This window comes from Variovorax sp. GW821-FHT09B01, assembly GCF_059418345.1.
Genome location: NZ_JBWKPQ010000005.1, coordinates 26,048 through 52,465 on the forward strand (window position 1 = coordinate 26,048; position 26,418 = coordinate 52,465).

Here is a 26,418-nt window from a genome sequence, read left to right on the forward strand (position 1 = left end):
ACAGTCCGCTCCAGAGCAGTGCCGGTCGTCACTGCATGACCCCGCGGCGCCGCAACCGGCGCCGCCAGAACCTGGAGCCTTTCATGCATCGCAGAACCCTCATGGGCCGCATCGCGGCCATCGCCCTCGCCGGTGTCTTCTCCGCGGCCGCCGCCAGTGCGCAGACGGCGCCCCCGGCGCCGGTCGCCGTCCACAACGTGGTGCTGGTGCACGGCCTCTATGCCGACGGCTCGAGCTGGGGCAAGGTGATTCCGCTGCTGCAGGCCCAGGGCCTGCACGTGACTTCGGTGCAGAACCCGCTGAGCGGCTTCCAGGACGACGTCGACGCCGTCAGGCGCGTGCTGGCGCAGCAGGACGGTCCCACGCTGCTGGTCGGCCATTCGTACGCCGGCATGGTGATCAGCGAGGCGGGCACCGACCCACACGTGGCGGGCCTGGTCTACATCGCGGCGCGCGCGCCCGATGCCGGCGAGGACTACCCGGCCTTGACGCGCAAATTCGCCGCCGCGCCCGCCGGTGCCGGCCTGCAGTGGGACACCAACGGCTGGGGTTCGCTGAGCCAGCCGGCCTTCGTGAAGGACTTCGCGGGCGACCTGCCGCCGGCCGAGGCACTGGCCTACTACGCGGTGCAGCAGCCGTTCGCGCGCGCCCTCACCACCGCCAGGACCACCGCGGCGGCCTGGCACGACAAGCCGACCTGGTATGCCGTCTCGCGCCAGGACCGCACCATCGATCCCGAGCTGCAGCGCTTCATGGCCCAGCGCATGAAGGCCAGCACGGTCGAGCTCGACGCAAGCCACGTGTCGCTGCTGTCGCAGCCCCAGGCGGTGGCCGACCTGATCGTGAAGGCGGCGCAGGGCCGGCGCTGAACGCGCGGCCCGGCGATAGACTGCGGAACCGCCGCGCCGGTCGAGCCGCCGGCGGCGGCCCCCGGAAGGACACAACATGCGCGTGCTCGTCGTCGAAGATCATCCCAAGCTCGCGGACTACCTGCGCAAGGGACTCACCGAGAACGGCTACGTCGTCGACGTCGCGGCCGACGGCATCGACGGCCGCCATCTCGCGGTGAACGGCGAGTACGACATCGTGGTGCTCGACGTGATGCTGCCCGGCCTCGACGGCTTCGCGGTGCTCAAGGCGATCCGCGCCACCAAGGACGTGGCGGTGCTCATGCTGACGGCGCGCGACCAGGTCGAGGACCGCGTGCGCGGGCTGCAGGACGGCGCCGACGACTACTTGGTCAAGCCCTTCGCGTTCTCGGAGCTGCTGGCGCGCCTGACCGCGCTGCGCCGACGCGGCGTGCGCTCGGGCGGCACCTCGGAACCCACCGTGCTGACCCTGGGCGAGCTGCAGCTGGACCTCGCGCGGCGCAAGGCCTCGCGCGGCGGCCAGGCCCTCGAGCTGACCAACAAGGAGTTCCTGATCCTGGCGCTGCTGATGCGCCGCCGCGGCGAGGTGCTGTCGCGCACCGTGATCGCCGAGCAGGTGTGGGACATGAACTTCGACAGCGACACCAACGTGGTCGAGGTGGCGGTGCGCCGCCTGCGCGCCAAGCTCGACGAGCCTTTCGAGACCCCGATGCTGCGCACCGTGCGCGGCATGGGTTACGTGCTGGAGTCCGCGTGAAGGCTCCGCGGGTGCGCTTCGGGTCGATCTCGGCGCGCCTGGTGCTGATGCTGGCGGTGGTCGCGGTCGCGGTGTTCGCGGCCACCGGCTACCTGCTGCACAAGGCGCTCGAGCAGGTGCTGATCGCCGACGAGCGCTCGGACCTCAGCGGCAAGACCGAGGTGGTGCAGCATTTCATCGACGAGGTGCGCACGCCGGCCGATCTGCCGATGCTGCGGCGCCACCTCGCGGCCACCAGCGTGGGCGGCCGCTACCGCTGGAACGTGTGGCTGATCGCGCGCGACGGCGAGATGCTCTACGGCGCCGAGCCGATGCCGCCCACGCTGCGCGGCGAGGGCAACAAGGTCTGGCTGCAGCGACAGGATGGCGTGGTGCTGCGCGGCGCGCACTACCGGCTCGACGAGCACGCCATCTTTCCGGGCGCGCAGGTGCTGATCGGCATGGACCCGCGGCCCCGCGCCGAGATGCTCGACCGCTACGACAACTACGGCCTGCTGGTCGGCGCGCTCGGCGTGCTGTGCACCGTGGCGCTCGGCGCCATCGCCACGCGGCGCGGCCTGCGCGCGCTCGCGGACCTGTCGCGCGAGGCCTCGGTGATACGGCCCGGCGGGCTGTCGCAGCGGCTGACCCTGCCGGCCGACAGCACCGAGCTGCTGCCGCTGGCCCTGCGCTTCAACGAGGTGCTGGCGCGCATGGAGGATGCGTGGACCCAGCTCGAGGGCTTCAATGCCGACGTGGCGCACGAGCTGCGCACGCCGCTGGCCATCATGATCAACGGCGCCGAGCTCGCGCTCGCGCGCGACCGGCCCCAGGACGAGATGCGCGAGGTGCTCGAGTCGCACCTCGAGGAGCTGCGCACGCTGGGCTCGATGGTCAACGACATGCTGTTCCTCGCGCGCGCCGACCGCGGCGATGCGGCCGAGGACCTGCGCGAGCTCTCGCTGGGCGAGCAGGCGCGGCAGGTCGGCGAATTCGTCGAGGTCTTCCTCGAGGAGAAGCGCCAGCGGCTCGAGATCGAGGGCGATGCCTCGGTGCCGGTCAACCGCGTGCTGCTGCGCCGCGCGCTCGTGAACCTGCTGACGAACGCATCGCGGCATGCGCCGGTGGAAGCCGTGATCGGCTTGCGCATCGAGGCGCTGCCGGAGGGCGCGCGCATCACCGTCGCCAACCCGGGCGATGCGATTCCGGAAGAAGTGCGACAGCACATGTTCGAGCGCTTCTGGCGCGGCGACAGCTCGCGGCCCAGGACCGGCGAGCGCTTCGGGCTCGGGCTGGCGATCGTGCGGGCGATCGCGCGCATGCATGGGGGGGAGACCTTCGTGCAGGGCGCGGCGGGGACCAACGAGATCGGGTTCACGCTCGGTAGCCGCGTCGCCGCATCGACGCCGAGCTCGCCCGCGTAGGTCCACCCCGGCCCGCCCGGTCGTTTACTTGGTTTCGGGGATTCCCCGCATCGACCGGCCTGCCTACGCTTGCCGCGATGTCCAGGCGAGTTCCTCGGCCACTCACCGGGACCGGCGAAATGCCGCGCTTCTTCACCAGAGAAAAGCGGGCCCGCGTTTCGCACCATCGCACAGGCCGATTGCAGAGCAGGAGGAGCAATTCCATGACCGACATGCATCTATCGCCCGACATCGTCGCCAACGCGTCCTTGGTGCCGAGCGCGGCCGTCGACAGCGGCGAGATCAAGATCACTTTCGTCAACTACTCGAAGTTCGAGCTGCGGCGCGACGTCACCGGCTACACCAAGGACTTCGCGCTCGGCAGCGTGACCTCCTCACCAGGGCCGGTGCTCAAGGCCCGTTCGGGCATGGAGACGCTCGACATCTGCCAGATCGCGTTCTCGTGGATCGCCGACGGCGCCAACAACGCCTACGTCACCTGGTACAGCCCCGAGATCCCGGTGCGCTTCGGCGTGCGGATCGTCGCGCCGGTGCAGGTCTTCGGCATGGGCAAGCGCCCGTACTGGGACGTGTGCTGGGACAACAACCCGGGCCGGGATCCGCAATGGGCACGCTCGGGATCGGATCCGTCGGACCCCAGGACCTTCTTCGCCGACGGGCACGTCGGCGGCCTCGCGGCCATCGGCCGCGCGCAGTCGTGGCACACGGCGCTCGATCTGACCGTGACCATCAGCGACTACACGGGAGGCAAGCCATGAACGACCTGCTGATTCTCGAGATCGAGCAAGGACGGTGGGTCGCACGGGTCGCCAACACCGACATCGAATACGCCTTCAGGTATCTGGTGGAGGAGCCTCAGCTCAGCAGCCTCTGCGTCCAGTCGCTCGCCGTAGCCATGCAGTCGGGGCGCCAGCAGGTGATCAACAGCATCGCGGGCAACGGCATCTTCGATCTTCCCGCCGGCACACCGCCCGAGACCGTGGTCGCCGAGCTGTTCGACGCGACTGCGGCCCTGCGCTACGAGGGGGCCGCGATCTTCGTGGCAGAAACCGTTCTGGCCGACGAGCTGGAGCAGGCTGGAATCAAGCTGCTCGCGGTCGTGCCCTAAGTCTTAGTCCGCTCCCGGCATGCGCAGCACGATCTTCCCGATATGCGCCCCGGCCTCCATCCGCGCCTTGGCCGCCGGCAGTTCGTCGAACGCCACCACTTGGTCGATGCGCGGCCGGATGCGGCCGGCCGCGAACAGCGGCAGCACCTCGGCGACGAAACGCGGCACGCCGGAGGCGCGCTGGGCCTTGGTGCGCAGCTTGTTCGAGACGCCGAACAGCGTGAGCCTCCGCGCATGCAGGGCCTCGAGGTCGAGCTCGGCCTGCAGCACGCCGTCGACATGGCCCACGGTCGCGTGCCGCCCCTCGAAGGCCATCGCGCGCAGGTTCTCGGCGAACACCGAGCCGCCGACCGTGTTGACGACGAGGTTCGCGCCCTTGTCGCCGGTGGCCCGCAGCACGGCCGGCGCGAAATCGGCGGCGCGGGTGGGCAGCGCGACGTCGAGCCCCAGCGGCGCGAGGGCCGCGAGCTTGTCGGCCGAGCCCGAGGTGCCGATGACGCGCGCGCCGAGCGCCTTGCCCAGTTGCAGCGACGCCACCCCGACGCCCGACGACACGCCGTTGACCAGCAGCCATTCGCCGGGCTGCAACCGGCCCTGCAGCACCAGCATGTCGAACGCGACCAGAAAGGCCAGCGGAATGCTCGCGGCCTCTTCCCACGACAGCGCCTGCGGCACGGCCATGGCCTCGGCCGCTTCCATCAACGCGTACTCCGCGAAGGCCCCGGCGCAACGGCTCATCACGCGGTCGCCGACTTGAAATCCACTAACGGCATTTCCAACATCAACCACCCTGCCTGCACCCTCCCCGCCGGCCGGGCGCCAGGCACCCGACGCGCCGTGGCTCGCCAGGAACTCGCCGCGGTTGAGCGATGCCGCATGCAGGCGCACCAGCAACTGCCCCGGGCCCGCGGTGGGCACCGGCACCTCGCGTTGCTCGAGCACGCCGCCCGCCTCGCTCATCTGCATCCAGAAGGACTGCATGGTGGTCGCTTCGGTCATCGAGAGATTTCCCTTCAAGCACTCAGGTTGCGCAGCACGGCCTGCGTGAACGCCACCGTGTTGCCGCTGCCGCGGATGTCGCCGGTGCGCGCCGCGCGATCGGCCAGCGCGGCCGTGGTGGCGCGCGACATCGACACCGCCATGCGCACCGCGCCCTCGTTGCCACGGCTGTGGCCGAGCCAGTCGAACAGCATGCGCGTCGACTCGATCATCGCGTAGGGATTGGCGATGCCCTGGCCCGCGATGTCGGGCGCCGAGCCGTGCGTGGCCTGCGCCATCGCGATATCGCCGTCGCCGATGCACAGCCCCGGCGCCATGCCCAGGCCGCCGACCAGGCCGGCCGCCTCGTCCGAGAGGATGTCGCCGAACATGTTGGTCGTGACCACCACGTCGAAGCTCTGCGGATCGCGCACCAGCCGCATCGCGAAAGTGTCGACGATCACGTCGTCCACGCGCACGTCGGGGTACTCCTCAGCGAGCTTGCGGCACTCCTCGACGAACATGCCGCAGCCGAGCTTGAACACGGTGTCCTTGTGCACATAGGTCAGGTGCTTGCGGCGCTGCCGCGCGAGTTCGAAGGCCGCGCGCGCCACGCGCCGGCTGCCGGTGCGGGTGATCACGCGCACCGACAGCGTGACCTCGTCGTTGGGCCGGAACTCGCCCGAGCCCGCGACCATGTTGCGGTCGGGCTGGAAGCCCTCGTTGTTCTCGCGCACGATCACCAGGTCGACGCCGTCGTGCAGGCAGCCGATGTCCGGGTACGAGCGCGTGGGCCGCACGTTGGCGAACAGGTTGAAGGTCTTGCGCAGGATCGGATGCGGGTTGATCGCGTTCGGTCCCTTGGGATAGGCGCGGTGGCCGATGGGCCCGAGGATCCAGCCGTCGAGCGTGCGCAGGGTCTCGAGCGTGCCGGGCGGCATGGTGTGGCCGTGGGTCTGGAGCGCGCGCGCGCCGATCGGCAGCGGATGCCAGTCGATGGCCACGCCGTGCAGCTCGGCGGCCGCGCGCGCGATGTCGACCGAGGCCGGCACGATCTCGTGGCCGATGTCGTCGCCGTCGAGGATGCCGATGCGAAGCGATGGAATGCTGTTCGTCATGCGTGCCTCCTGTTCAAGCCGACGGCGCGGTCAATGCGGTCAGCGCGCGCAGGTCGGGCAGCGCGGCCAGCGTGCGACATACCTCGGTGATCCGGCCCGAACGCTCCGCGCCGAGCAGCGGCACCGCGAGCGCGTCGAACTTGGCCTCGAGCTGCGCATCGGAGAGCGGGTTGTGCATCGAGCCGATCGCATGATCGACCTGCACCTCGACGCGCCGGCCGTCGCGCAGCAGCGCGCTCACGTGCACCGACTCTTCCGCGATGCCGTCGTCGACCACCGCCTGCACCCGGTTGCGCAGCGCGACCACGCCCGGGTCGTTGACCATCGCATCCGAGAACTCCTCCTCGCCGGCGCGGCCATGGATCAAACCCACGGCGCAGCCGTGGTAGACGCTGAACTTGCCCTGCAGCCCATCCTTCGGTTCCTTCTTGCCCGTGAGCTCGAGCACCAGCGAATGCACGCGCAGCTCGATGCGTTCCACGTCCTCGGGCGCGATGCCCTGCGCGCGCAGCCGCACGCAGGCGTCGATGCTCGGATGGATCACGATGCCGCAGGCGAAGGGCTTGTAGGTGTTGAAGGAGATCTCGAAGCGCTCGCCGAGTTCGTCGGTGACCTCGTGCCAGGCCCGCTTGTCGGAGGCCACCTGCACGAAGCCGCGCGGCGCCTCGAGCGCGCGCTCGCTGGCCGTGAAGCCCTGGCTCGCGAGCAGCGCCGACATCAGGCCCGCGCGCGCCGCGGCGCCCGGATGGAAGGGCTTGGTCATGGTGCCGAACTGCTCGCGCAGGCCCACGGGCTGCGAGGCCGCGATGCCGATCGCCATCGCCGTGCGGTGTTCGTCCAGCCCCAGCAGCCGCGCGCAACCCGCGGCCGCGCCGAGCATGCCGGTCGAGCCCGTGATGTGCCAGCCGCGGTCGTAGTGGTCGGGGTACATGGTGTTGCCGATGCGGCAGGCCACGTCGATGCCGAGCACCAGCGCGTCGATCAGCTGACGGCCCGAGGCCCCGCGGTGCTCGCCGAGCGCCAGCAGCGCCGAGGCGACCGGTCCGGCGGGATGGATGATGGTCTTGAGGTGCGTGTCGTCGAAATCGAAGGTGTGCGAGGTGATGCCGTTGAGCAGTGCCGCGCTGGCCATGTCGACCTTGTCGGCGCGGCCCGGCACGCTGGCCTGCGGCGCCGGCTCGAGCATGCGCACGGCGGCGATCGCGGACTCGGCCGCCTCGTGGCGCGCGGCGCCGATGGCGCAGCCGAGCCAGTTGTAGAAGGTGCGGTGCGCCTCGCGCTCGACCGCGTCGCTCCAGCCGCGCGACGGATGCGTGGCGACGAAGCGGGCCAGGATGGCGGTGACGGGAGGGGCCGAGGTGTCGGCGGAAACGTGCGTGTTGCGGGCCACTGGTGTTCTTGCTGGTTGCGTTGAGAAAAGAAAAGGGAGCCGGCCGGGCCTACTCGTCGAGCTGGATGTTCCGGGCCTTGGCGAGCGCGGTCCAGCGCGCGATCTCCGAGCCGATGTACTTGCCGAACTGGTCGGGCGTCATCGGCCAGGGCTCGACGGCCTCGCTGGCGAGCTTCTCGGCCAGGTCGGGGGCCTTGAGCACCGCGACCTGGGTCTCGTTGAGGCGGCGCACCACGTCGGCCGGCATGCCTGCGGGGCCGACCGAGCCGTACCACTGCATCGCGTCGAAGCCCTTGAAGCCGACCTCGTCCATGGTCGGCACGTCCTTGAGCTGCGCGCTGCGCTTGCTGCCGGTGACGGCCAGCGCGCGCATGCGGCCCGAGCGCAGGTGCGGCAGCGCCGCCGCGAGCCCCGGGAACATGGCCTGGGTCTGGCCGCCGAGCACGTCGTTGATGGCCGGCGCGATGCCGCGGTACGGCACGTGCACCATCACCACGCCGGTCTCCTGCTTGAACAGCTCCATCGTCATGTGCGTGAGCGAGCCCGCGCCGGCCGAGCCGTAGCTCACCTTGCCGGGATTGCGCTTCACGTAGTCGACGAACTCGGCCACGGTCTTCGCGGGCACGTCGGCATTGATGGCCAGCACGTTGGGCGTGGCGCCGATCATGCCGATCGGCGTGAAGTCCTTGATCGCGTTGTAGCTCACGCGGCGTGTCGCGGGCGTGGTGCCGTGGGTCGCGACATAGCCCTGCATCAGCGTGTAGCCGTCGGCCGCGGCGCGCGCCGTGTTCTGGCAGGCCACCACGCCGCCGCCGCCGCTCTGGTTGTCGATCACGAAGGGCTGGCCCAGCGCGCGGCCCCAGCGTTCGGCGACCACGCGGGCGATCATGTCGTTGCCGCCGCCGGCGGCGACCGGCACGATGTAGCGGATCGGCTTGCTCGGAAAGTCCTGCGCGATCGCGAAGCGGGGCATCACGATGGCGGCCGAGGCCGCGGAAGCGGTCAGCAGCAGTTGGCGGCGTTGCATGTCGGTGTCTCCTTGTTCTGCCGCGCATCTTCTGCCTGGGCGTCATTGCAGTAAATTGCAAGTTTTTGGGGGTTTATTGCATGAACTGCATGAGTGAACTGAAATGCTGAAGCCCTCGCTGGCCGACCTGCGCGCCTTCGTCACCGTGGGCGAGCTGCAGAGCTTCGCCGCGGCGGCGCGCACCCTGCACCTGTCGCAGCCCGCGCTGTCGCGGCGCATCTCGCACCTGGAGGAGCTGCTGGGCGTGCGCCTGTTCGACCGCACCACGCGCAGCGTCGAGCTCACGCTGCTGGGCCGGCGCTTCCTCGGCCAGATCCGCGGCCTGGTCGACGACCTCGACCGCTCGGTGCTGAGCCTGCGCGACGCGGCCGAGCTCGAGGCCGGCGACGTCACCATCGGCTGCGTGCTGTCGACCGTGCACCACTTCATGCCGCCGGTGATCCAGGCCTTCCGCGCGCGCCATCCGCACGTGCTGGTGCGCATCATCGAGGAGGGCGCCGACGAGGTGCTCGCGAGCGTGAAGCAGGGCGAGGCCGATTTCGCGCTCAACTACATCGGCATGCAGGACCCCGAGGTGGAGTTCACGCCGCTGCTCAAGGAGCCCTACGTGCTGGCCTGCCCCGCCGACCATCCGCTGGCGCGGCGCAAGTCCGTGGGCTGGGAGGAGCTCGCGCAGTACCCGCATGCGCGCGTCTCGCAGGCCAGCCGCAACCGCCTGTTCATCGACCAGGCCCTGGCCGAGCTGCCGCCGCTGCCGCGCCCGGTGTGCGAGGTGCGCCACGTCTCCACGCTGATCGGCATGGTCGAGAACGGCCTCGGCGTGGCCGTGGTGCCGCAGCTCACGCTGCCGCGCAAGCCGGCCGCGGTGGTCGGGGTGCGGCTCGAGCGGCCCGAGATCGGGCGCACCATCGGCGTGATCCGGCGTGCGGGGCGCAGCCTGTCGCCGGCGGCGGCGGCGTTTCTCGAAATGCTCGCGCTGGCGAGTCGCTCGAGCGTCAAGCCGGCCAGGCCGGCGAAGGCTCCGACATCGACACGCGCGCGCCGGCCTTGAGCCAGCGCCTGGCATTCACCGAATCGGCGCAAAATGGATACTTCTGGCTGCTCCCGCCACCTCTTCGCCTCAGACTCCGTCTGAGCTTTTCATGAACGTCCACCATCGAAACAACATCCGGATGCAGGGTTCGGGACCGGCGACACTCGTCTTCGCCCATGGATTCGGGTGCGACCAGAACATGTGGCGGCTCATGGCGCCACGGTTCGCGGACCGCTACAAGGTGGTGACCTTCGACCTGGTGGGCGCGGGCCAATCGGACCTCGATGCCTACGATGGCGCGAAGTATTCGAGCCTCGAGGGTTATGCCGACGACCTGCTCGAGGTCGTCCGCGACGTAGCCGCGGGACCGGCGATCTTCGTGGGCCACTCCGTCAGCGGCATGATCGGGGTGCTCGCCGAACTGAAGTCGCCCGGCACCTTCGCGGCGAACGTGATGATCGGCCCTTCGCCGTGCTACATCGACGACGGCGACTACGTGGGCGGCTTCGCGCGCGAGGACATCGACTCGCTGCTGGACACGCTCGACAGCAACTACCTCGGCTGGGCGAGCAGCATGGCGCCCGCCATCATGGGCGTGCCCGAACGCCCGGAGCTCAGTGAAGAGCTTTCGGCGAGCTTCTGTCGCACCGATCCCGACATCGCCAAGCAGTTCGCCAGGGTCACCTTCCTGTCCGACAACCGCGAAGACCTGGCGAAGCTGCGCACGCCCACGCTCATCATCCAGTCGTCCGAGGACCTGATCGCGCCACCGGTCGTCGGCCGCTACGTCCACGAGGTCGTGCCCCACAGCACCTTGCGCGTCGTCGAGAACGTCGGCCATTGCCCTCACCTGAGCGCGCCCGATGCGTGCTGCGATGCGATCGAGGCCTTCCTCGATGCGCTGCCGCGGGCCCGAGCCGGATGACGCAGGCCATCCCCGACCTCGCCGGCCTCTTCGACGAGGCACCGTGCGGCTTGATCGTGACCAGGCTCGACGGCACGATCGTCAAGGCCAACGGCACGTTCTGCGACTGGATCGGCATCCCTCGCGACGAGCTCGTCGGCGCGAAGCGATTGCAGGAGCTCTTCACGATGGGCGGCCGGATCTTCCATCAGACGCATTGGGCGCCTTCGCTGCAGATGCAGGGATCGCTGGCCGAGGTGAAGTTCGACCTGCGCCATCGCGACGGACGAACGATCCCCATGATCCTCAACGCCCGCCGGCGCCAACGACCCGAAGGCGAGTTCGACGAGATCGCGGCCTTCGTCGCCGAGGACCGCAACCGCTACGAGCGCGAATTGATGGGCGCCAGACGCAAGGCCGATGCGCTGCTCGAAGCCGAGCGCGAAACACGCAGCCTGATGCGCGACCGGGCGCTGTTCGCCGAGCAGATGGTCGGCATCGTGAGCCATGACCTGCGCAACCCGCTGTCGGCCATTCTCATGGGGGTTCAGATGCTCGAGCGCGTGGACGGCGAACGCCGCACCCGCATCCTGGGGCATGTGCGCAATTCGGCCGAGCGGGCGCAGCGCCTGATCGAGGAGCTGCTCGACTTCACCCAGGCGCGCGTGGGCCAGGGGCTCACGGTCAACCGCCGGGCGGTCGACCTGCACGAGGTGGTCGACGGCGCGCTGTCGGAGCTGCGGCTGGCCTATCCGGGCCGCACGATCGAGTTCGCGTCCGAGGGCGACAGCGCCTGCGTGGCGGACGCCGACCGGCTGGCGCAGCTGATCGGCAACCTCGTGAGCAATGCGGCCGCCTACGGCCAGGTCGACACGCCCGTGTTCGTCCGTTCGAGCGTGGCCGGCGCCACGGCCGAGATCGTGGTGCGCAATCTCGGCGCGCCCATTTCCGAGGCGGTGCTGGCCGACATGTTCGAACCCATGGTCCGCGGCGAGACCGGCAGCAACACCGTGCGCAGCGTCGGGCTGGGCCTCTTCATCGTCCGCGAGATCGCGCGCGCCCATGGCGGCGACATGAGCGTGACGTCGACGGTGGCCGATGGCACTTCGTTCGGCCTGCGCTTTCCCGCGCATGCCGAGGGCCTGCCTTCGTAGCACCGGGGATGTCTTTGCTCATGAACGCTGGCAAGCCACCGTGCACCGGCCCCCGGGACGGCTCGACGGCGACAAGCCCCACCGCGCTGCCATGATCGCCAAGGTCATCGTGACCCTGTCGTGGGCCGCGCTGGGCTTCGCCCTGGCCGCCGGCGTGCTCGCCGCCTTCGGGGCGCTGCTTCACGTCTTCGCGCTGGCCGGCGGCCTGCTGCGCGGTTTCCGGCACGACTCCGCCGTCGACGACCGGCGCCAGGCGACGCATCTGCTGGCTGCCGCCGGCATCTGCGCGCTGGTCGCCGCGGCCGTTGGCGGCCTCGTCCTTCTCATCGCGTCATTCCAGTGAACCAGGCTTGTGCTTCGCGTAGAACACGTGGTGGCCCAGCAGGCTCCCTGCCTCGGCGATGTGCTCATCGGTGAGCAGGTCCATCCCGACTGTCAACCATAGATAGCCACCGACTGCTCGATCTGCTGGAGGCCGAGTCCGGCATGCCACTATCTTCACCTATGCCCGCAAAAACAGACATTTTCAGAAGACGCCGTCTGCTGTCCACGTCGGCGCTGTCCCACTACTGAGCGGGCTTGGGCTCAACTGAGCTGGTGTCAGCCGGCACGGCTGAAAGTGGAATCTCTTTGACAGGCAGCTTGTTTGCTCCGAGCTCTCTGAGTTGCTTCAAAAAAACCGGATCTTTGACGGGCAGGCCCGAATGGATCTTCCCTACCCCGGAATTAATGATGGCTGCGACGATCAATCCGCCAATCAAACCACCAGCGGCCCCAACACCGGCCGCCTGCCCATAACTCATGTGGCTGCCGTTGGCCAAACTTCGTCCAACCATACCGCCTGCCGCACCGCCCACCGCACCACCGGCAGCGAAGGACAGCATGCTCACGCGCGATGTAGCCGGGTCCTTGGTGTACCCAACCATGGAACAGTCGGCATCTTCAGGAGGAACCAGAACCGGTGCGGGTTCCGTAGAGAAATACGCATACAGCCTCGGCGGCTCATTGGGATCGTTCGGAAGGAAGAAGCCTCCGTCCATCGTCGTCGTGAGGCCAGGAAATGGCTCTCCCTTCAATCCCTTGAGAGAGTACCCCCCAGGTGGGGCTCGGTAGTAACTTCCCTTATCGTCCTCTCGTTCGGAAAAATAGGGACCTCTCTCGAGCCTGGTGATCCATGTGTAGCCAATTCCGTATACGCCACTTGCTGTCAACGGCTGGCTTAGGTAAACACAGGTAATCTGCTTCGGAACTGCCAGGTCACTCGGCGTTATAGAGGTTGCACAGCCTGCGACGAAACCGACCGACACCAGCATGGTGGCGGTGGATAGATTCGAGATAAACGATCGCATTCAACTTTTCAAAAATGAATCCGTTGTTTTGACAACGTCTGCCAAAAGCAGGTTTATTTTGTTGGTGAACCATCGCACGTCGATGCTCGCTCCTGGCCGAGACCGGGCATCGTAGCAAGGACGGTTCCGGTCCCGAAGCGGACTTGGCTCGCAATTTTCACCTCAGGCCTGCCGGGCTTTGATCAATTCGAGATAGCGAATCAGACCCTTCCTTAGAACTGCGTCTTCAATAGAGAAGACGTCCTCGATGCCTTCATCACGAATTCTGGCTGCATTGAAAATGAGTTGCCCAAGGCGCAGGTCAGGTTCAAGTCGCCAGATTTCACCAAGCAACTCAAGAATCTCGGGGATTCGGTCCGGATCGCGCATCAAGGTTGTCTCTCTGGAGTCGTGCGGCAAAGGTCCGCTGTTGGCCGACTGTATCCGGTCGCCGCCTGGGTGCTATGCGTCCAAAGCGAGCCCATGCCTCTACGCGGGAAAACGCGGCAACTTGGCTTCCTCGACAGCCTCTTTGAACGCCGTGTCCCATGCGGCCCACTGCTCCGGTGATGCGTGGCCCTCGACGGTCATGCCTGATGGCTCAACCGATGCTTCAAAACACGGGTTGCCGAAGGAATCGCTGAAAAATCCCATTGAGTCCGGCCGTGCTCCTGGCAACCCCAGAAGTACCCTGCCCAATGTTGTGTACTCAGCTTCGGTCAGGCATCCCATGGTGATGGTGTATGTCCCGCCAATCTTCACGAACGGTCTCGCTTCCAGATCGTGTTCATTCCAAGGCTGGAACCACCCTTCCAAACCTTCGACATGGTCTTCAGTTGTCATTGGGCCTTTTTCTACTTCCGCTTCTGACCGGATTCAGCCGTTGCCTACACGTGTCCCAAATCATCGAGCCGGCGAAGCTCCTCGGCCCCTTCCTCTGATGCCTGCAAGATGTTTCGCAGAATCTCGGGAGTGATGGGCCGGCCAGCCTCACTGACAAGAGGCCGATGCCCGCCGCACTCCAACGCAGACAGCACCGCACGCGCTTTGGCAAAGACGTCCTCTGTTCGATCGGAAAAAAGCGCCTGATCGAACACGGGCCCCCCGGTGGAAAGGCGGTCTCGCACATCGAGAACGCCGAGCTTCGTAATGCGCCGAATTTCGCTCACCAACGAAGCGGACGGGTCGCACGGCGCTGTGGAAATGGTCACGCGGCTCATCTTCGTTGGGAGGCAACAGGGAATGGAGGGTCTTGGCCGGATGCTACCGCCATGGACGTGCCGGCAAACGAGGATCGCCTCCCCCAAAAAGAAAACGCCCGATGAGGTTCATCGGGCGTCCATCGCCGGCTTCAACGGGCCGGCTCCGTGTCCTTCTCAGGTATCAGCCTGTGAAGAACTGATCAAGGGAAGCTTGGCAGCTGCGCGCCCCTCAAGCCCCATGCGCCTCGCTCGCCGGCACCACCGCCGGCCCCGCGCGCCGCGCCTTCTGGATCGAGCGCACGAAGGCCACGAGCTGCCACACCACGAACACGCCGATCAGGCCCAGCAGCGTCGCGCTGATCGGGCGGTTCACGAACACGCCGAAGCTGCCGCGGCTGATCAGCATGGCGCGCCGGAAGTTCTCCTCCAGCATCGGCCCGAGGATGAAGCCCAGCATCAGCGGCGCGGCGTCCAGCTCCAATCGCATGAAGGCATAGCCGAGGCAGCCGAACACGGCGGTGATGAAGATGTCGTCGAGGCTGTTGTTGACGCTGTAGGTACCGATGCAGCAGAAGAACAGGATCGACGGGAACAGCACGGCGTACGGGATCTTGAACACCGACAGCCAGTAGCGCACCAGCGGCACGTTGAGCGCGAGCAGGAAGCAGTTGCCGACCCACATGCTGGCCACCAGGCCCCAGAACAGGTCGGGGTGGCTGGCGATCATGTTCGGACCGGGCTGGATGCCCTTGATCACGAACGCGGCCAGCATCAGCGCCATCACCGGGTTCTCGGGGATGCCGATGCTCATCAGCGGGATGAAGCTGGTGCGCGCGGCGGCTTCGTCGGCCGCGGCCTGGCCGGCCACGCCCTCGATGCAGCCGGTGCCGATCTCGTGCTTGTACTTGCTGACCTTCTTGTCGATGGCATAGGCCGCGAACTGGGCGATCGAGGGACCGCCGCCGGGCAGGATGCCGAGGAAGGAACCGATGGCACCGCCGCGCAGCGCGCTCGGGATGATGCGCTTGAACTCGGCCCAGGTCGGGATCAGGTTGATCTTGCCGTTGAAGGGCGAGCGCTCCTCGCGCGCGTCGAGGTTCTTGGTGATCTCGGCGATGCCGAAGCAGCCCAGCGCGATGCTCACCAGGCCCACGCCGTCGGCGAGGAAGGGCAGGTCCATGGTGTAGCGCTGCATGCCGCTGTTGACGTCGGTGCCGATCTGGCCGAGCAGCACGCCGATGAAGCACATCGCGAGGCCGTTGAGCAGGCTGCCGGTGGTCACGAAGCTCACGCAGACGAAGCCCACGAGCATCATCGAGCAGTAGTCGGCCGGGCCGAACAGGAAGGCCACCTCGCCGAGCATCGGGGCCATCCAGGCCAGCACGACGATCGCGATGGTGCCGCCCACGAAGCTCGAGAAGCCCGCGGTGAACAGCGCCAGGCCGGTCTGGCCCTTGAGCGTCATGGCGTACCCGTCGATGCAGGCCACGATGCTGCTGGCATGCGGGATCTTCATCGTGATCGCGCTCACGCTGTCGCCGTACTGGGCGCCGTAGTAGATGCCGGCCAGCATGATCAGCGCGCCGCCGGTGGGGATCGAGTAGGTCAGCGGCAGCAGCAGGCTGATGGTGGCCAGCGGGCCCAGGCCCGGCAGCAGGCCCACCAGGGTGCCCACGGTACAGCCGATGGCGCAGAACAGCAGGTTCTGCATCGTGAGCGCGTGCGAGAAACCGAACGCGAGATTGTTCAAGACTTCCATGACTTCGTCCTCAGAGGAGGGGCAGGTTCAGGCCCAGCAGCTTCTGGAGCGCGAAAGCCATCGCGATCAGGCCGAGGGAAATCTTGACGTTGCGCACCCACGAGTACGAGAGGCCGGCAGCCGTCGAGGCGAACACCATGAACACGATGCCCGCGACCATGTTGATGTGCTCCGAGATCAGCGCGAAGCCGCAGAGGCTGCCGATCACGATGCCGATGTTGCGCAGGTTGAGTTCCATCGGCTGGCGCGCGACGAAGCGCGAGCGGATCACGGTGGCCACGCCGATCAGGCCGAGCAGCACGCTGACGATGAACGGGAACATGCCGGGCCCGGCGCGCGAGAAGTCGCCGATCGGGTAGTTGCGCGCGGCGGTGATGCCGAACAGGAGGGAAATGGCAATGAGGAAGAGCCCTCTGCCTAGGTTGCGGTCGTTCATTTCTGTCTCTGTGGGCGTGCCTGCGCAGCGCGCCTGCGGCCTGTTGTGATGGAGGCAGGGATGCTCGGCGTCGGCGGCTGACCGAAAACTGACACGCGGGCCTCGGGAACTACGTACGGCCGACTACGCCGCAGGTAATCGACGGGCCGCGCCGGTGCGGCGAGGATGCGCGCCTTGCGTCGCTTCTACGCGTTTACCCGAATACCGGAGTTCGCTTGAATCCCTTCCGAACCCTCGCCCCGATCCGCCCCACCTGGCTGCTGCTGCTGGCCGGCGCGGTCCATGTCGCCGCGCTCGCGCAGACCGCGACCGTGACGGCCTCGCCGCCCGCCGCGCCTTCTCCCATGGCCGCGAACGCACCCGACGCCTGCAGGCTGATGCCGCGCGCCGACATCGAGGCGCTCTTCCCCGGACGCCCGGTCACCGACAAGGGCCCGACGCTGAGCCCCCTGAGCCGCGGCCCGCAGTACGCCGAGAGCTGCGCCTACGTGGTGCGGCTGCCGAGCCCGACCTCGACGCTGGACTTCGCGCGCTTCGCGAACCTGACCGTGGTGCGCTGGGGCGACTCGCCCGTGGTCGGCCGCGGCACCGCCAAGGACAGCTTCGCCTCGATCCGCACCGCGCGCGAACGGGTGGCCACCGACCCCAAGCTCAGCCTGCGCATCGAGCCGCTGGCCGGCGTGGGCGAGGAGGCCTTCATGGAGACCAGCGCGCACCGGGTCGCGGTCTATGCGCGCAAGGGCGACCTGATCGTCTCGGCCAGCCTCGATGCCTATTCGAGCCAGACGCCCGGCAACGCGAGCGCGCTCGCGCGCCAGGCGCTGTCGCGCTGGCAGCCGGGCACCGGCATGGTGGCGGCCGCGGCGCCGATCGCGACCCAGGCGGCGGTCGAGGTGCCGGCCGACACGCGCGTGTCGCAGACCGCGCCCGCCGACCAGTGGCCCGATGCCTGCGCGCTGATGACGCCCGAGGACGTGAAGGCCGTGTTCCCCGACATGACGATCGCGGCGCCGGTGCAGTTCAAGGGAAAGATCACGCACGAGTCGCGCGAGAACCGCATCGAGGAGATTCCCAGGCCGATCGGCTGCCTCTACAACCTGCGCCGCACCGACACCCTCGACGGCAAGCGCGTGACCGTCTCGCACCAGGTGCAGATGAGCGTGCGCAACCTCGCGTCGACGCCCGCGTTCTCGCAGCGCTACTTCGAGGTCTCGAAGAAGGTGGGCGAGCCCAAGACGCCGGTGGCGGGCCTCGGCGACGAGGCGAACATCGACATCCTTAACCGCATCCAGATCCGCAAGGGCCTGCTGAGCATGGAGGTGCGCGTGGGCGGCGGCGAGCGCGACGCGGCGCTGCACGCGGTGGCGCGCGAGCGCGTCAACGCGCTGGCCGCGCGCGTGGCGGCGAAGCTGCCCTGAGGCCGCGCCGGCGCCGATCTCACCGCTTCAGCAGCAGGCCTCCGCGTCGGCATCGGCGTCGCTCATCACCTCGCGCGTGTGCGCATCGGCCGCGAACCACAGCTCGATGCGCAGCGAGGAGGAATTGATGTCCTGCGGAATGCCGAAGGCACTCTGGAAGGTGGAGAAGTTCAGCACGCCCAGCGGCGTGTCGAAGCTGAGGTTGAGGCTCGGCGTGGCGAGGCCGAGCGAGGGCACCTCGGGCAACCGTCCGTAGCGGCGGTGCAGCGAGTCGGCCAGCCGATCGACGCGCGGCCGCAGCGACGGGCGCAGCCAGCTCTCGGTCTGCAACTGCGCGAGCAGGCTGGCGCCGACCTGCGCCGCGTTGCGCGAATGGCTCAGCAGACCGTCGTCGTGCGCCACGCAGTCGATCATGTCCAGGCCTTCGAAGCGGTGGTCGACGGCCTCGCAGTAGCCGGGCATCACGACCGTGCAGAGCCACTGGCCCGCGCAGTTGGTCGCGAGCATCTTCCAGTCGGGATCGAACACCAGGCCCGGCAGCGGGTTGTGCAGCTGCACCATGCGCTGCAGCGCGGCCTCGTTGGCCTCGGTCATGCCGATCCACGGCGCGCCCTCCTCGCTGGCGACGGTGGTGAAGCCGCCGAGCGACAGCGCCGCGTTGCGCAGCGAGGTCGGCGCCTCGACCTCGTTCATCCAGGCCAGCAGCAGGTCGCGGCTCGGCGCGGCGCGGCCGGTCTCGAGGAAGCTGACGTGCCGCTGGGAGACGCCCAGCCGCAGCGACAGATCGAGTTGGGAGATGTTCTTGCTCGCCCTCGTATGGCGCAGCAGCAGAGGCAGGCTCATGGGATCGGGGTCCAGGGATCGAAAAGCCCGCCATTGGACCTGAACGAGAGGCGAAACGCTTCGTCGCGAACGCAACAAACATGCGTAATCCGGGTAACAGGCGGTAGCGCCTTTGCACATGGTGCGCGGCCATTATCTGGAAGGTTATCGACGCCCTCCAGACAGGGCGGCAACATGCCCTTCGCACCGGTGCCAGAGGCCTCTCGCGCACGGGTCGCAGCGCCGGTCCGGCGTTCCCCGGACCGCACGCTCGCCGCGCGACACGCGCGGCCTCCAGCCTCCTCGTCCACCGCATCGAACCCTTGCCCGCCGCCCATGTCTTCCTGCCGTACCGACGCAGCGCGCGCTCGTCCGAGCTGCCGCAGCCGCGCGCCGAAGCGCCCCTGTCCGCCATGCCATCGGAAGACCCGGCGGTGCGCGGCATGACGGGGCTGCCGCTGCACAGCGTGGCGCCGGTTCGTTTCGTCACGGACGGCCCGCTGCCGCACGCCGTCGACGGCGGCGCCGCGGCCGGCGAGGACGACCCGCTGCTGCGCATGCGCCCGATGCTGCAGGCGCTGGGCTTCCAGTGGTTCGCCTACGGCACCGTGGCGCTGGCGCAGGGCCGGTGGCGACCCTCGAGCTTCTTCACCGGCCATGCCAATCCGCGCTGGACCGAACGCTATTTCTCGCAGCAATACCAGGAGGTGGATCCGCGCGTCGATGCCGCGCAGCGCAGCGCCGGCCCCTGGGTCTGGGACCGCGACAGCCTGGCGCGCCAACACCCGACCGAGGACGCCCGCTTCGCGCTGCACGAACGCTTTCTCGAGGACCTGCGCGCCAGCGGCATCGGCAGCGGCGTGCTGTTCCGGCTGCCGGCACCGCCGCTGTCGTTGCCGCTGGGCGAGCACACGCTGGTGAGTCTGCAGTCGGAGCGCACGGACAGCGCATGGATCGGCGCCGGCATCGTCGCGCTGGCCCGCATGCTGGCCGAGGACTTCCACCGGCGCGTGCAGTCCTGCGGCCTCGCTTCGGCGCCGGCCGCGGACCGGCTCGGCGACATCGGCAGCACTTCGAGGATGCTCAGCGCGATGCAATTGCGCATCCTCGAGGAACTGCGGCAGGGCCGCGGCGACAAGGAGATCGCGCACCGGCTGCAGATGTCGGGCCATGCGGTCGACTACCACCTGCGGCAGCTGCGCGCGCGCTTCAAGGTGCGCAACCGCGTGCAGCTCGTGAACGCGGCCGCGCGCGCGATGCTGCCGGGCGCGCCGGCCGCCTGAGCACGATGTGCGCGAGGCCCTTCGGCCTCACTCCTGCGGAAAGCTCGCCACCAGCAGGCGCACCAGCTCGGCCTGCCGCTGCACGCCCAGCTTGGCGAAGATCTGCTTGAGGTACTGCCGCGCGGTGCCCGCCGACAGCGCCATGAGCCCGGCCGCGCCGGCCAGGTCCTCGCCCTTGCCGAGCAGCACGGCCAGCTCGGCCTCGCGCGCCGTGAGCCCGTAGGCCTCGACCAGCCGGGCCGTGGCGATGGTGCCGTCGGTGCCGGCGTTGTGCACCATCACCGCGACGCGCGCGCTGCCGAACTCGGCCTGCGCCGAGAGGCTGGCGGCCGGCACGATCGACAGGATCAGCGGCCGCAGCGGCAGCGCGCGCCGGATGGTGACCGGCAGGCCCTGCGCCGCCACCGCGCCATCGCTGAGCGCCGCGCGGCGCGACTCGGGAGCGAGCTCGGCCGCGAGCCGCACCGCCTGCTGCAGCCGGCGGTCCTCCGCGGCGTCGCGCGCGCGCAGGCCTTCGCGGTCGGCGCGCAAGCCGCAACCGGGCCGCGCCAGCAGCGCGCTCGCGCTGCGGTTGAGGAACACCACGCGGCCCGCGGCATCGAGCAGCAGCACCGCCTGCGGCGCCAGGTTCAGCATGTCGTGCGCCGCATCGACGCTGGCGCGCGTGCGCTGCCGCAACTGCGCATGCAGCTGCTCGATGGTCCGCAGGTGCGGCACCAGCGCCTGGATCGAGGCCAGCTCGTCCTCGCGGAAATCGTGGCCCGACTCGAGCGAGCGGCAGTAGCTGAGGCCGCGCCAGCCGTCGTGCTCGCGCCAGTACGACACCGCGGCCAGGCCGCCGTTGAGCGGCCGCAGCACCTCCTGGTAGAGCTCGGTGCTGGCCATCGCCCGGCGGCTCAGGAAGGTGGAGGTGCGCACCGGCAGGCCCGAGGCCGTGAGCCGGACCAGCGACTCGTGGTCGGCCATCGTGAGCCACTGGCCGAGCTCGCGTTCCTCGACCTGGCCGAACTGCGTGCAGGCGCGCCACGCGGTGTCGCCGTCGTGCCTGCTCGTCATCACCACGTGCTCGGCGCCGATGCACTCGCGCAGCACGTTGAGGTCGATGCCGCCGGCACCCGGCGCCGCCACCTCGGCATACAGCCGCCGGACCGCGTCGGCCAGCGCCGTGGATTCCAGACCCATGTTCCCTCCTGTTCGGGAGTAGCGCGCGCGGACGCGGATGCGCAGACTCCCTACTCTGCTGTCATTGGCCGGACGGCGGTCGCGCCACGGCGCGCCGCAACGCGTCCGGGCCGTGCCGGCGTTTGTCGTGAACCCGCATGGCGCCGTCCTTCCTCACCCTTTCACATGCACCCCCGGGTGCCACCCGCCGCGACGCATTGCTGCGTGTCGCGCGCGGCGGCGCCGGCGTGCTCCTGTTGTCGGGCTCGCGTCGCGCGCCAGCCTCGGCGGCCTCGAGCGAGGCCTTCTCCCCTGTGTCTTCCGCCCGGTTGCGCTTTGCCCTGCCGCTGCTCGACGAGGCCCTGGCCTCGCGCGCCGCGTGGGAACCGCTGCTGCATCCGCTGTGCGCCGCCGTCGGCTGCGCGCTCGAGACGGCCACGCTGTCCAGCCTCGAATCGCTGGCACGGGCCGTCGCGCACGCCGAGGTCGACGCCGGCTTCCTGGCCCCCGAGGCCGCGCTGCAGGCGGTGGTCGAGGGGCGGATGCGGATTCTCGCCCAGGCGAAGCGCCCGGCGGCACAAGACCCCAACCGCGCGGTGCTGCTGGTGCGCCGCGCGGCCCCGCCCGACGCGCTCGACCGGCTGCTGGCCGAGCCCCAGGACTGGCGCATCGCCTACGGCGAGCGGCGCTCCATCGCGGGTTACGTGCTGCCGCAGGCGCGGCTGTTCCTGCCGCGCGGCATCGACATGGAGACCGCCTTCCGCACCGAGACCGTCGGCTCCACCTTCGCGAGCAGCCTCGCGCTGGCCAACGGCGACGTCGACATCGCGACCGGCACGCTCGACGACCACCGCCTGTTCTGCCGCCGCTTTCCGCCCGAGGGCCGGCAGCTCAGGATCGTCTGGCAATCGGAGCCCCTGCCCGCCGAGCGCTTCGCCATCCGCGCCGACTGGCCGCGCGCCACGCGCCAGGAGGTCCGCCGCTTCCTGCTGCGCTATGGCGCCGCCGCCGGGCCGCGCAGCGCCCGGGAGCGCGCCGTGCTGCGCGCGCTGAACGCGCCGGCCGGCTACGAGGCGGCGCCCCACGCGACCCTGCTGCCGGTGGCGCAGCTGCAGCGCGACCTGGCGCTGCAGCGCGTGCGCGCCGCCCAGTGGACCAGCGACGCCGCACGCGCACGCCGGCTGGCACAGATCGCGGCCGAGTACGAGCGGCAGAAGGCGGTGCTGCTGCGCGACGAGGAGCGGGTCGCGGGCTGAGTGCCGTTGCGTCATGGCCACCGGTTCCGGTGGCCCTTGCCGGTGCCCGCCGCGGGCCTCGTGCGAGGATCGCGGCCACCCATGTCCGCTCCCGTTACCCCTGCGCCCCTGAAACTCTGGCACGTCAGCGAACAGCCCGACATCGCCGTCTTCGAGCCCCGGCTGCCGCCGAACCGCGACGCGGCCGTGGCCACGCCCGTGGTCTGGGCCGTGGACGACGCCTGCCTGCCGCACTACCTGGTGCCGCGCGATTGCCCGCGGGTCGCGTTCCGCGCGCTGCCCGCGACCACGCCGCACGATCTCGCGCACTTCTTCGACGACGGCGGCAGCCGGCACGTGCTGGCGATCGAGCAGGACTGGCATGCGCGCGCGCAATCGACGCCGCTGTACCTGTACGCGCTGCCGGCCCGGTCGTTCCGCTGCGTCGATGCCAACGCCGGCTACCACGTGTCGGACCAGACGGTGCGCCCCGAGGCCGTGCACCGCCTCGTGCAGCCGCTGTCGCTGCTGGCCGAACGCGGCGTGACGCTGCGCGTGATGCCGCAGCTCTGGCCGCTCGCGCGCGAGGTGGTCGCGTCTTCGCTGGGCTTCTCGTGCATCCGCATGCGCAATGCACGCGCGCAGGACTGAGGACGATGGACGAAGCCCCGCCCCGCTGCCGTTAAGCTTGCCCGCGCGTCCCGCTCCTTGATGCCCTCGCCTTCGATGATTCTTCGCCGCCCCGCCCTTCTGCTCGCCACCCTCGCCGGCATCGCCGCGCTGGCCGTCGCCGGCTACGGGGGCGCCACCTACTTCAACCTCAACCCCGCGCGCGAGGTCGGCGCGGTGGTCGACGAGTTCAACGGCGTGAAGGTCTACTACAACGGCGGCGTGAACAACGCCGAGGGCCGCGCGCTGTCGAGCGACGGCTACAACCTCGGCATCCAGTACCAGTGCGTGGAATTCGTGAAGCGCTACTACTTCGAGCGCTTCGGCCACCGCATGCCCGACGCCTACGGCCACGCCCGGGACTTCTACGACGCGGCCACGCCGCAGGGCATGCCGAACACGAAGCGCGCGCTGCTGCAGTACCGCAACGGCCAGGCCGAGAAGCCGCGGGTCGACGGCCTGATCGTGTTCGCGCCGACGCTGCTCAACCGCTATGGACATGTCGCGATCGTGGTGAGCGTGGGAGACCGCGAGATCGAGATCGTGCAGCAGAACCCCGGGCCGTTCGGCGAAAGCCGCGCGCGGCTCTCGCTCGAGGCGCGGGACGGCAACTGGCACGTGGAAGGCGGCACCCTGGGCTGGCTGCGGCGCGCGCAGGCACCGTCCTGAGCCAGGCGACGCGCGGGTGAGCCTTCCCCGCCTCAACGCCAGGGGCGCATCTCCACGCGCAAGGTGCCCGTCAGGCCGGGCCGCACGTCCTGGATGATCGTCATGTCGAAGGCATAGCCGTCGGTGCCCTGCAGCGGGTACAGCGTGGCCTCGATGCCGGGCTTGCCCGGATGAACGTCCTGCGCGCCATAGAAGACGCGCCACCCGTACGTGGCGGCGGCATCCGGAAAAGCCTCGACGATGATCAGGTCGCGATAGACGAAGCCGCCTTCGTAGTGGCGCTTGAGGAACAGCAGCCCGTCGATCTCGTAGTCGGGCACCAGCACCTTGATGTCGAAGGCGAAGCTCACCGAGCCCGAGGCCACCACGCTCTTGTTCGGGTCCAGGAACAGCGAGAACAGGTGCGGGCTCTTGCTGCGGTCGGGCGTGCGCTGCTTACCCGCGGCCGGAAACAGCTCGTCGTAGCCGCGGAAGATGGCCGAGTTCTCGCGCGCCTCGCGCCGCGTGATCTGCCACTGGGCCCCGCGCACGCTGGCCACCACCTCGAACTGGTAGGAGGCCTTCACGCTCTTGCCGTCGTCGAGCGCCGCCTGCACCTCTTCGGGCAGCGTGATGTCGTCGATGTCGAGGATGCCGTCGGCGCGCAGCTGGCCGAACAGGAAGCGCGTGAGGTTCTGGTAGCCCTCTTCCGAATTGACGATGCCGTAGTGCCCCGAATGGCTGCGATTGACGAAGGCGCGTGGCGATCCGACGTCCGTTCCGTCGGCCGCCAGCCCGTGGGTGGTGGCGTTCTCGATGCGCACCAGGCCGTCGCTGGCATCGCCCGCGGCCCATGACGAGAGGCCGCCGGCCACCGCGTAGTCGCGCGCGTTGGTGCCCACGAGGTTGAACACCCGCTCGGGCGGGAAGTTCGTCACCAGCGACACGTCGTCGCCCTTGGGAACGGCCATGTAGCCGGCCATGCGCTCGCGGTTGAAGTTGTTGACGTCGCCGAAGGACAGCCAGCCCGGCACGTTGCGCACGATGCGCATGTCGATGCCGTTGTGCGGCGTGGCATAGGTGAAGAGCTTGTCGACCGCCGCGCGCGCCGCGGCCGAGCCCAGCCTGGGGTTCTGCAGGAAAGCGCGGCAGACCAGCCCGCCCATCGAATGCGCCACCAGGTAGACCTTGAAGTCGGCCGGCGTCATCGCGTTGTTCGGGTTGGCGCACACCCGATCGCGCAGGCGCAGGATCAGCTGGTCGAGCCCCTGGGCGAAGGTCTCGATCGCCGGCGTCTTGCCGTTGCCGAAGTCCTTCGAGGCATCGTCGTAGTAGCGGTAGATGACGATGCTGCGGTAGGGCACGGCCTGGTCGGCGCGCGTGGCGGCCATCAGGTCGTCGCCGTCGACGAACACGTCCTCGTAGCGGTGGTCGCCCATCAGCCGGACCAGCGGCGACTCGAAGTAGAAGCGGCGCATGTCGCCGGTCCAGGCCATGCGGGTCTTGGTCGAGCCGATGTTGAAACCCATGTAGGGATCGGCCACGGTCTCCTCGATCTCGCCCTGCGTGGCGGCGAAGCCGCGCACGTAGATGATCGGGTGATAGGGATGCTGTGCGTTGCTCATGGCAGGGTCCCCCAGGTTGATCGAATCGGCATCGGATGCACCGTGCGACGGCTTCGACCGCGATCGCGCGGCGCATGCCGTCTTCATCGTTCTTTGCATCCAGTCTTTCACCGTCCCCGGCCCGCGCCAATACTCCGCTTGCTCTACTTCCTCGGGAGGATGGTCGGTGCCGGGCGCGCGCCTTACCGTCGCGCCCATCGGCAGGTTCCCTGCGGCACGGCGGACTTCGCGTCCGGTTCCCCATGAGCGATCCTCCTTCCCAGAAATCGTGGCTGGAACGGGCCACCACCGCGGTGGGCATTGCGGGGTCGCTGGTCACCGTCGCGCTCACGGCCTGGAACGCCCAGACCAAGCAGCAGATCGATCGGCGCGAGGCGGACCTCAAGATGCAGACCGCCGCGCTCGATGCCGAACTGCGCCGGCGCAGCACCAGCGTGGAGGAATCCAAGGAGCGGGTCGAGCGCTACAAGTGGGTCTATGGCCTCGTGCCCGAGCTCAGCGCGGCCGACGGTTCCAAGCGCAACGCGGCACTGGCCATGGTGCGGCTCGCGCTCTCCAAGGAAGAAGCCGAAGGCCTGCTCGCCGGGCTGCAGCAGTCGCCCGATGAACAGGTCCGCAAGGCCGCGGCGCAGGGCGTGGCCACCATCGCCAACATCGAGAACGCCGAACTCGTGCGGCTGGTGTCGCAGGTGAATGCCGCCGGTGCCGACGAGCGCCGCCGCGCGACCGGTCGGCTGCAGCGCGACTTCAACGATTCGGCCGAGGCCATTTCGCTGGCATTGAAGCTGCTCGATGCGAGCCAGGTCGACAAGCTGTCGCCGAGCGGGTTGATCAACGTTCTCTATTTCCTGTCGCGCACGGATCCGCGCGCGTGGACGCCGACGGAGATCGCCGCGGCCAACCGGGTGCTGCCGGGCGTGCGTGCACGCAATGCCGGGCCGCAGACGCAGGCCGAACTGGGACGGGTGGAGGACACGGTGAAGGCGGCGGGGCGGCAGTAGCTCGCGTCGCGCCAGCCGCCCGCCGCGGCGATCGCGATCTTCCGGCCCTGCTTCGCCGAGAAGATCATCGCGGGGCCGCGACGATGAACG

Annotated in this window: 28 protein-coding genes; 15 read left to right on the forward strand and 13 right to left on the reverse strand. The window is 69.1% G+C overall.

What is annotated here, in order from left to right; all coding sequences use genetic code 11:
• Positions 1-83 precede the first annotated feature (83 nt).
• The 5 genes from AC07RV_RS16990 (at position 84) to AC07RV_RS17010 (ending at position 4,137) form a co-directional block, all read left to right on the forward strand.
• Positions 84-869 carry an alpha/beta fold hydrolase gene (locus AC07RV_RS16990; RefSeq protein WP_296780542.1) on the forward strand — a complete coding sequence of 262 codons (786 nt, stop codon included), beginning with the start codon at positions 84-86 and terminating at the stop codon, positions 867-869.
• Positions 870-945: 76 nt separating this feature from the next.
• Positions 946-1,626, forward strand: a complete 681-nt coding sequence (locus AC07RV_RS16995) for a heavy metal response regulator transcription factor (RefSeq protein WP_208512467.1) — start codon at positions 946-948, stop codon at positions 1,624-1,626.
• On the forward strand, positions 1,623-3,029 hold the full coding sequence (locus AC07RV_RS17000; RefSeq protein WP_296780546.1) for a heavy metal sensor histidine kinase: 1,407 nt from the start codon (positions 1,623-1,625) through the stop codon (positions 3,027-3,029). The genes AC07RV_RS16995 and AC07RV_RS17000 overlap by 4 nt, the downstream gene beginning before the upstream one ends.
• 203 nt (positions 3,030-3,232) lie before the next feature.
• Positions 3,233-3,787 (forward strand): hypothetical protein, encoded by a 555-nt coding sequence (locus AC07RV_RS17005; RefSeq protein WP_296780548.1) that lies wholly within the window; start codon positions 3,233-3,235, stop codon positions 3,785-3,787.
• The gene (locus AC07RV_RS17010; RefSeq protein ID WP_296780551.1) at positions 3,784-4,137 is read left to right on the forward strand and encodes a hypothetical protein; all 354 of its coding nucleotides are present in this window, start codon (positions 3,784-3,786) and stop codon (positions 4,135-4,137) included. Before AC07RV_RS17005 ends, AC07RV_RS17010 begins: the two co-directional genes overlap by 4 nt.
• Positions 4,138-4,140: 3 nt before the next feature.
• On the opposite strand, the gene AC07RV_RS17015 is transcribed toward AC07RV_RS17010, so the two are convergent.
• From AC07RV_RS17015 to AC07RV_RS17030, 4 genes are read right to left on the reverse strand one after another with little or no spacing between them, the layout of a single operon-like run.
• Entirely contained in the window at positions 4,141-5,136 is a 996-nt protein-coding gene (locus AC07RV_RS17015) for a quinone oxidoreductase family protein (RefSeq protein WP_296780553.1), read from the reverse strand.
• 14 nt (positions 5,137-5,150) lie between these two features.
• Positions 5,151-6,233 carry an isocitrate/isopropylmalate dehydrogenase family protein gene (locus tag AC07RV_RS17020; RefSeq protein WP_296780556.1) on the reverse strand — a complete coding sequence of 361 codons (1,083 nt, stop codon included), beginning with the start codon at positions 6,231-6,233 and terminating at the stop codon, positions 5,151-5,153.
• A 13-nt stretch (positions 6,234-6,246) separates the two neighbouring features.
• Positions 6,247-7,623: an MmgE/PrpD family protein gene (locus AC07RV_RS17025; RefSeq protein ID WP_296780558.1), complete on the reverse strand. Its 1,377-nt coding sequence runs from the start codon at positions 7,621-7,623 to the stop codon at positions 6,247-6,249.
• Positions 7,624-7,672: 49 nt separating this feature from the next.
• Complete coding sequence (locus tag AC07RV_RS17030) at positions 7,673-8,650, reverse strand: Bug family tripartite tricarboxylate transporter substrate binding protein (RefSeq protein ID WP_208512462.1); 978 nt, start codon at positions 8,648-8,650, stop codon at positions 7,673-7,675.
• A gap of 103 nt (positions 8,651-8,753) precedes the next feature.
• Here AC07RV_RS17030 and AC07RV_RS17035 point away from each other — a divergent pair, with 103 nt between their 5' ends.
• From AC07RV_RS17035 to AC07RV_RS17050, 4 genes are all read left to right on the forward strand, one after another.
• Positions 8,754-9,701, forward strand: coding sequence for a LysR family transcriptional regulator (locus AC07RV_RS17035; protein ID WP_093354930.1), 948 nt, complete (start codon positions 8,754-8,756; stop codon positions 9,699-9,701).
• Positions 9,702-9,792: 91 nt separating this feature from the next.
• Entirely contained in the window at positions 9,793-10,608 is an 816-nt protein-coding gene (locus AC07RV_RS17040) for an alpha/beta fold hydrolase (RefSeq protein ID WP_296780563.1), read from the forward strand.
• Complete coding sequence (locus tag AC07RV_RS17045; protein WP_093354925.1) at positions 10,605-11,741, forward strand: PAS domain-containing sensor histidine kinase; 1,137 nt, start codon at positions 10,605-10,607, stop codon at positions 11,739-11,741. Before AC07RV_RS17040 ends, AC07RV_RS17045 begins: the two co-directional genes overlap by 4 nt.
• 91 nt (positions 11,742-11,832) lie before the next feature.
• On the forward strand, positions 11,833-12,084 hold the full coding sequence (locus AC07RV_RS17050) for a hypothetical protein (protein ID WP_296780569.1): 252 nt from the start codon (positions 11,833-11,835) through the stop codon (positions 12,082-12,084).
• Between the two features lie 223 nt (positions 12,085-12,307).
• Here AC07RV_RS17050 and AC07RV_RS17055 read toward each other — a convergent pair whose 3' ends face one another.
• The 6 genes from AC07RV_RS17055 to AC07RV_RS17080 form a co-directional block, all read right to left on the reverse strand.
• On the reverse strand, positions 12,308-13,054 hold the full coding sequence (locus tag AC07RV_RS17055; protein ID WP_296780571.1) for a hypothetical protein: 747 nt from the start codon (positions 13,052-13,054) through the stop codon (positions 12,308-12,310).
• A gap of 198 nt (positions 13,055-13,252) precedes the next feature.
• Positions 13,253-13,462, reverse strand: a complete 210-nt coding sequence (locus AC07RV_RS17060) for a hypothetical protein (protein ID WP_444814175.1) — start codon at positions 13,460-13,462, stop codon at positions 13,253-13,255.
• Between the two features lie 96 nt (positions 13,463-13,558).
• Positions 13,559-13,912 (reverse strand): hypothetical protein, encoded by a 354-nt coding sequence (locus AC07RV_RS17065; protein ID WP_296780575.1) that lies wholly within the window; start codon positions 13,910-13,912, stop codon positions 13,559-13,561.
• A gap of 44 nt (positions 13,913-13,956) precedes the next feature.
• Positions 13,957-14,289, reverse strand: coding sequence for a hypothetical protein (locus AC07RV_RS17070; protein WP_296780577.1), 333 nt, complete (start codon positions 14,287-14,289; stop codon positions 13,957-13,959).
• Between the two features lie 211 nt (positions 14,290-14,500).
• Positions 14,501-16,030 carry a tripartite tricarboxylate transporter permease gene (locus tag AC07RV_RS17075; RefSeq protein WP_444814176.1) on the reverse strand — a complete coding sequence of 510 codons (1,530 nt, stop codon included), beginning with the start codon at positions 16,028-16,030 and terminating at the stop codon, positions 14,501-14,503.
• A 10-nt stretch (positions 16,031-16,040) separates the two neighbouring features.
• Positions 16,041-16,466, reverse strand: coding sequence for a tripartite tricarboxylate transporter TctB family protein (locus AC07RV_RS17080; protein ID WP_177239571.1), 426 nt, complete (start codon positions 16,464-16,466; stop codon positions 16,041-16,043).
• Between the two features lie 215 nt (positions 16,467-16,681).
• Here AC07RV_RS17080 and AC07RV_RS17085 point away from each other — a divergent pair, with 215 nt between their 5' ends.
• On the forward strand, positions 16,682-17,884 hold the full coding sequence (locus tag AC07RV_RS17085; protein WP_296776237.1) for a hypothetical protein: 1,203 nt from the start codon (positions 16,682-16,684) through the stop codon (positions 17,882-17,884).
• 27 nt (positions 17,885-17,911) lie between these two features.
• On the opposite strand, the gene AC07RV_RS17090 is transcribed toward AC07RV_RS17085, so the two are convergent.
• The gene (locus AC07RV_RS17090) at positions 17,912-18,727 is read right to left on the reverse strand and encodes an MmyB family transcriptional regulator (RefSeq protein WP_296776239.1); all 816 of its coding nucleotides are present in this window, start codon (positions 18,725-18,727) and stop codon (positions 17,912-17,914) included.
• 302 nt (positions 18,728-19,029) lie between these two features.
• Between AC07RV_RS17090 and AC07RV_RS17095 the strand changes: the two genes are divergently transcribed.
• Positions 19,030-19,989, forward strand: a complete 960-nt coding sequence (locus tag AC07RV_RS17095; RefSeq protein ID WP_296776242.1) for a helix-turn-helix transcriptional regulator — start codon at positions 19,030-19,032, stop codon at positions 19,987-19,989.
• A gap of 27 nt (positions 19,990-20,016) precedes the next feature.
• Here AC07RV_RS17095 and AC07RV_RS17100 read toward each other — a convergent pair whose 3' ends face one another.
• Complete coding sequence (locus AC07RV_RS17100) at positions 20,017-21,171, reverse strand: helix-turn-helix transcriptional regulator (protein WP_296776244.1); 1,155 nt, start codon at positions 21,169-21,171, stop codon at positions 20,017-20,019.
• 197 nt (positions 21,172-21,368) lie between these two features.
• Here AC07RV_RS17100 and AC07RV_RS17105 point away from each other — a divergent pair, with 197 nt between their 5' ends.
• The 3 genes from AC07RV_RS17105 to AC07RV_RS17115 all read left to right on the forward strand — a co-directional run bounded on the left by AC07RV_RS17105 (position 21,369) and on the right by AC07RV_RS17115 (position 23,723).
• Positions 21,369-22,406: a phosphate/phosphite/phosphonate ABC transporter substrate-binding protein gene (locus AC07RV_RS17105; RefSeq protein ID WP_296776248.1), complete on the forward strand. Its 1,038-nt coding sequence runs from the start codon at positions 21,369-21,371 to the stop codon at positions 22,404-22,406.
• Positions 22,407-22,487: 81 nt separating this feature from the next.
• Positions 22,488-23,036, forward strand: a complete 549-nt coding sequence (locus AC07RV_RS17110; protein ID WP_296776251.1) for a DUF6886 family protein — start codon at positions 22,488-22,490, stop codon at positions 23,034-23,036.
• A 75-nt stretch (positions 23,037-23,111) separates the two neighbouring features.
• Complete coding sequence (locus tag AC07RV_RS17115) at positions 23,112-23,723, forward strand: CHAP domain-containing protein (protein WP_296776254.1); 612 nt, start codon at positions 23,112-23,114, stop codon at positions 23,721-23,723.
• A gap of 32 nt (positions 23,724-23,755) precedes the next feature.
• On the opposite strand, the gene AC07RV_RS17120 is transcribed toward AC07RV_RS17115, so the two are convergent.
• Positions 23,756-25,327 carry a PGAP1-like alpha/beta domain-containing protein gene (locus AC07RV_RS17120; protein ID WP_296776257.1) on the reverse strand — a complete coding sequence of 524 codons (1,572 nt, stop codon included), beginning with the start codon at positions 25,325-25,327 and terminating at the stop codon, positions 23,756-23,758.
• A 242-nt stretch (positions 25,328-25,569) separates the two neighbouring features.
• Here AC07RV_RS17120 and AC07RV_RS17125 point away from each other — a divergent pair, with 242 nt between their 5' ends.
• Positions 25,570-26,328: a hypothetical protein gene (locus AC07RV_RS17125; RefSeq protein WP_296776260.1), complete on the forward strand. Its 759-nt coding sequence runs from the start codon at positions 25,570-25,572 to the stop codon at positions 26,326-26,328.
• Positions 26,329-26,418 lie beyond the last annotated feature (90 nt).

What these genes read in the sequence shown, in the direction of transcription:
- AC07RV_RS16990 (WP_296780542.1), top strand. Translation starts at nt 84, where the DNA reads ATGCATCGCAGAACCCTCATGGGCCGCATCGCGGCCATCGCCCTCGCC.
- AC07RV_RS16995 (WP_208512467.1), top strand. Translation starts at nt 946, where the DNA reads ATGCGCGTGCTCGTCGTCGAAGATCATCCCAAGCTCGCGGACTACCTG.
- AC07RV_RS17005 (WP_296780548.1), top strand. Translation starts at nt 3,233, where the DNA reads ATGACCGACATGCATCTATCGCCCGACATCGTCGCCAACGCGTCCTTG.
- AC07RV_RS17010 (WP_296780551.1), top strand. Translation starts at nt 3,784, where the DNA reads ATGAACGACCTGCTGATTCTCGAGATCGAGCAAGGACGGTGGGTCGCA.
- AC07RV_RS17015 (WP_296780553.1), bottom strand. Translation starts at nt 5,136, where the DNA reads ATGACCGAAGCGACCACCATGCAGTCCTTCTGGATGCAGATGAGCGAG.
- AC07RV_RS17020 (WP_296780556.1), bottom strand. Translation starts at nt 6,233, where the DNA reads ATGACGAACAGCATTCCATCGCTTCGCATCGGCATCCTCGACGGCGAC.
- AC07RV_RS17030 (WP_208512462.1), bottom strand. Translation starts at nt 8,650, where the DNA reads ATGCAACGCCGCCAACTGCTGCTGACCGCTTCCGCGGCCTCGGCCGCC.
- AC07RV_RS17035 (WP_093354930.1), top strand. Translation starts at nt 8,754, where the DNA reads ATGCTGAAGCCCTCGCTGGCCGACCTGCGCGCCTTCGTCACCGTGGGC.
- AC07RV_RS17040 (WP_296780563.1), top strand. Translation starts at nt 9,793, where the DNA reads ATGAACGTCCACCATCGAAACAACATCCGGATGCAGGGTTCGGGACCG.
- AC07RV_RS17045 (WP_093354925.1), top strand. Translation starts at nt 10,605, where the DNA reads ATGACGCAGGCCATCCCCGACCTCGCCGGCCTCTTCGACGAGGCACCG.
- AC07RV_RS17050 (WP_296780569.1), top strand. Translation starts at nt 11,833, where the DNA reads ATGATCGCCAAGGTCATCGTGACCCTGTCGTGGGCCGCGCTGGGCTTC.
- AC07RV_RS17055 (WP_296780571.1), bottom strand. Translation starts at nt 13,054, where the DNA reads ATGCTGGTGTCGGTCGGTTTCGTCGCAGGCTGTGCAACCTCTATAACG.
- AC07RV_RS17065 (WP_296780575.1), bottom strand. Translation starts at nt 13,912, where the DNA reads ATGACAACTGAAGACCATGTCGAAGGTTTGGAAGGGTGGTTCCAGCCT.
- AC07RV_RS17070 (WP_296780577.1), bottom strand. Translation starts at nt 14,289, where the DNA reads ATGAGCCGCGTGACCATTTCCACAGCGCCGTGCGACCCGTCCGCTTCG.
- AC07RV_RS17075 (WP_444814176.1), bottom strand. Translation starts at nt 16,030, where the DNA reads ATGGAAGTCTTGAACAATCTCGCGTTCGGTTTCTCGCACGCGCTCACG.
- AC07RV_RS17080 (WP_177239571.1), bottom strand. Translation starts at nt 16,466, where the DNA reads ATGAACGACCGCAACCTAGGCAGAGGGCTCTTCCTCATTGCCATTTCC.
- AC07RV_RS17090 (WP_296776239.1), bottom strand. Translation starts at nt 18,727, where the DNA reads ATGAGCCTGCCTCTGCTGCTGCGCCATACGAGGGCGAGCAAGAACATC.
- AC07RV_RS17100 (WP_296776244.1), bottom strand. Translation starts at nt 21,171, where the DNA reads ATGGGTCTGGAATCCACGGCGCTGGCCGACGCGGTCCGGCGGCTGTAT.
- AC07RV_RS17110 (WP_296776251.1), top strand. Translation starts at nt 22,488, where the DNA reads ATGTCCGCTCCCGTTACCCCTGCGCCCCTGAAACTCTGGCACGTCAGC.
- AC07RV_RS17115 (WP_296776254.1), top strand. Translation starts at nt 23,112, where the DNA reads ATGATTCTTCGCCGCCCCGCCCTTCTGCTCGCCACCCTCGCCGGCATC.
- AC07RV_RS17120 (WP_296776257.1), bottom strand. Translation starts at nt 25,327, where the DNA reads ATGAGCAACGCACAGCATCCCTATCACCCGATCATCTACGTGCGCGGC.
- AC07RV_RS17125 (WP_296776260.1), top strand. Translation starts at nt 25,570, where the DNA reads ATGAGCGATCCTCCTTCCCAGAAATCGTGGCTGGAACGGGCCACCACC.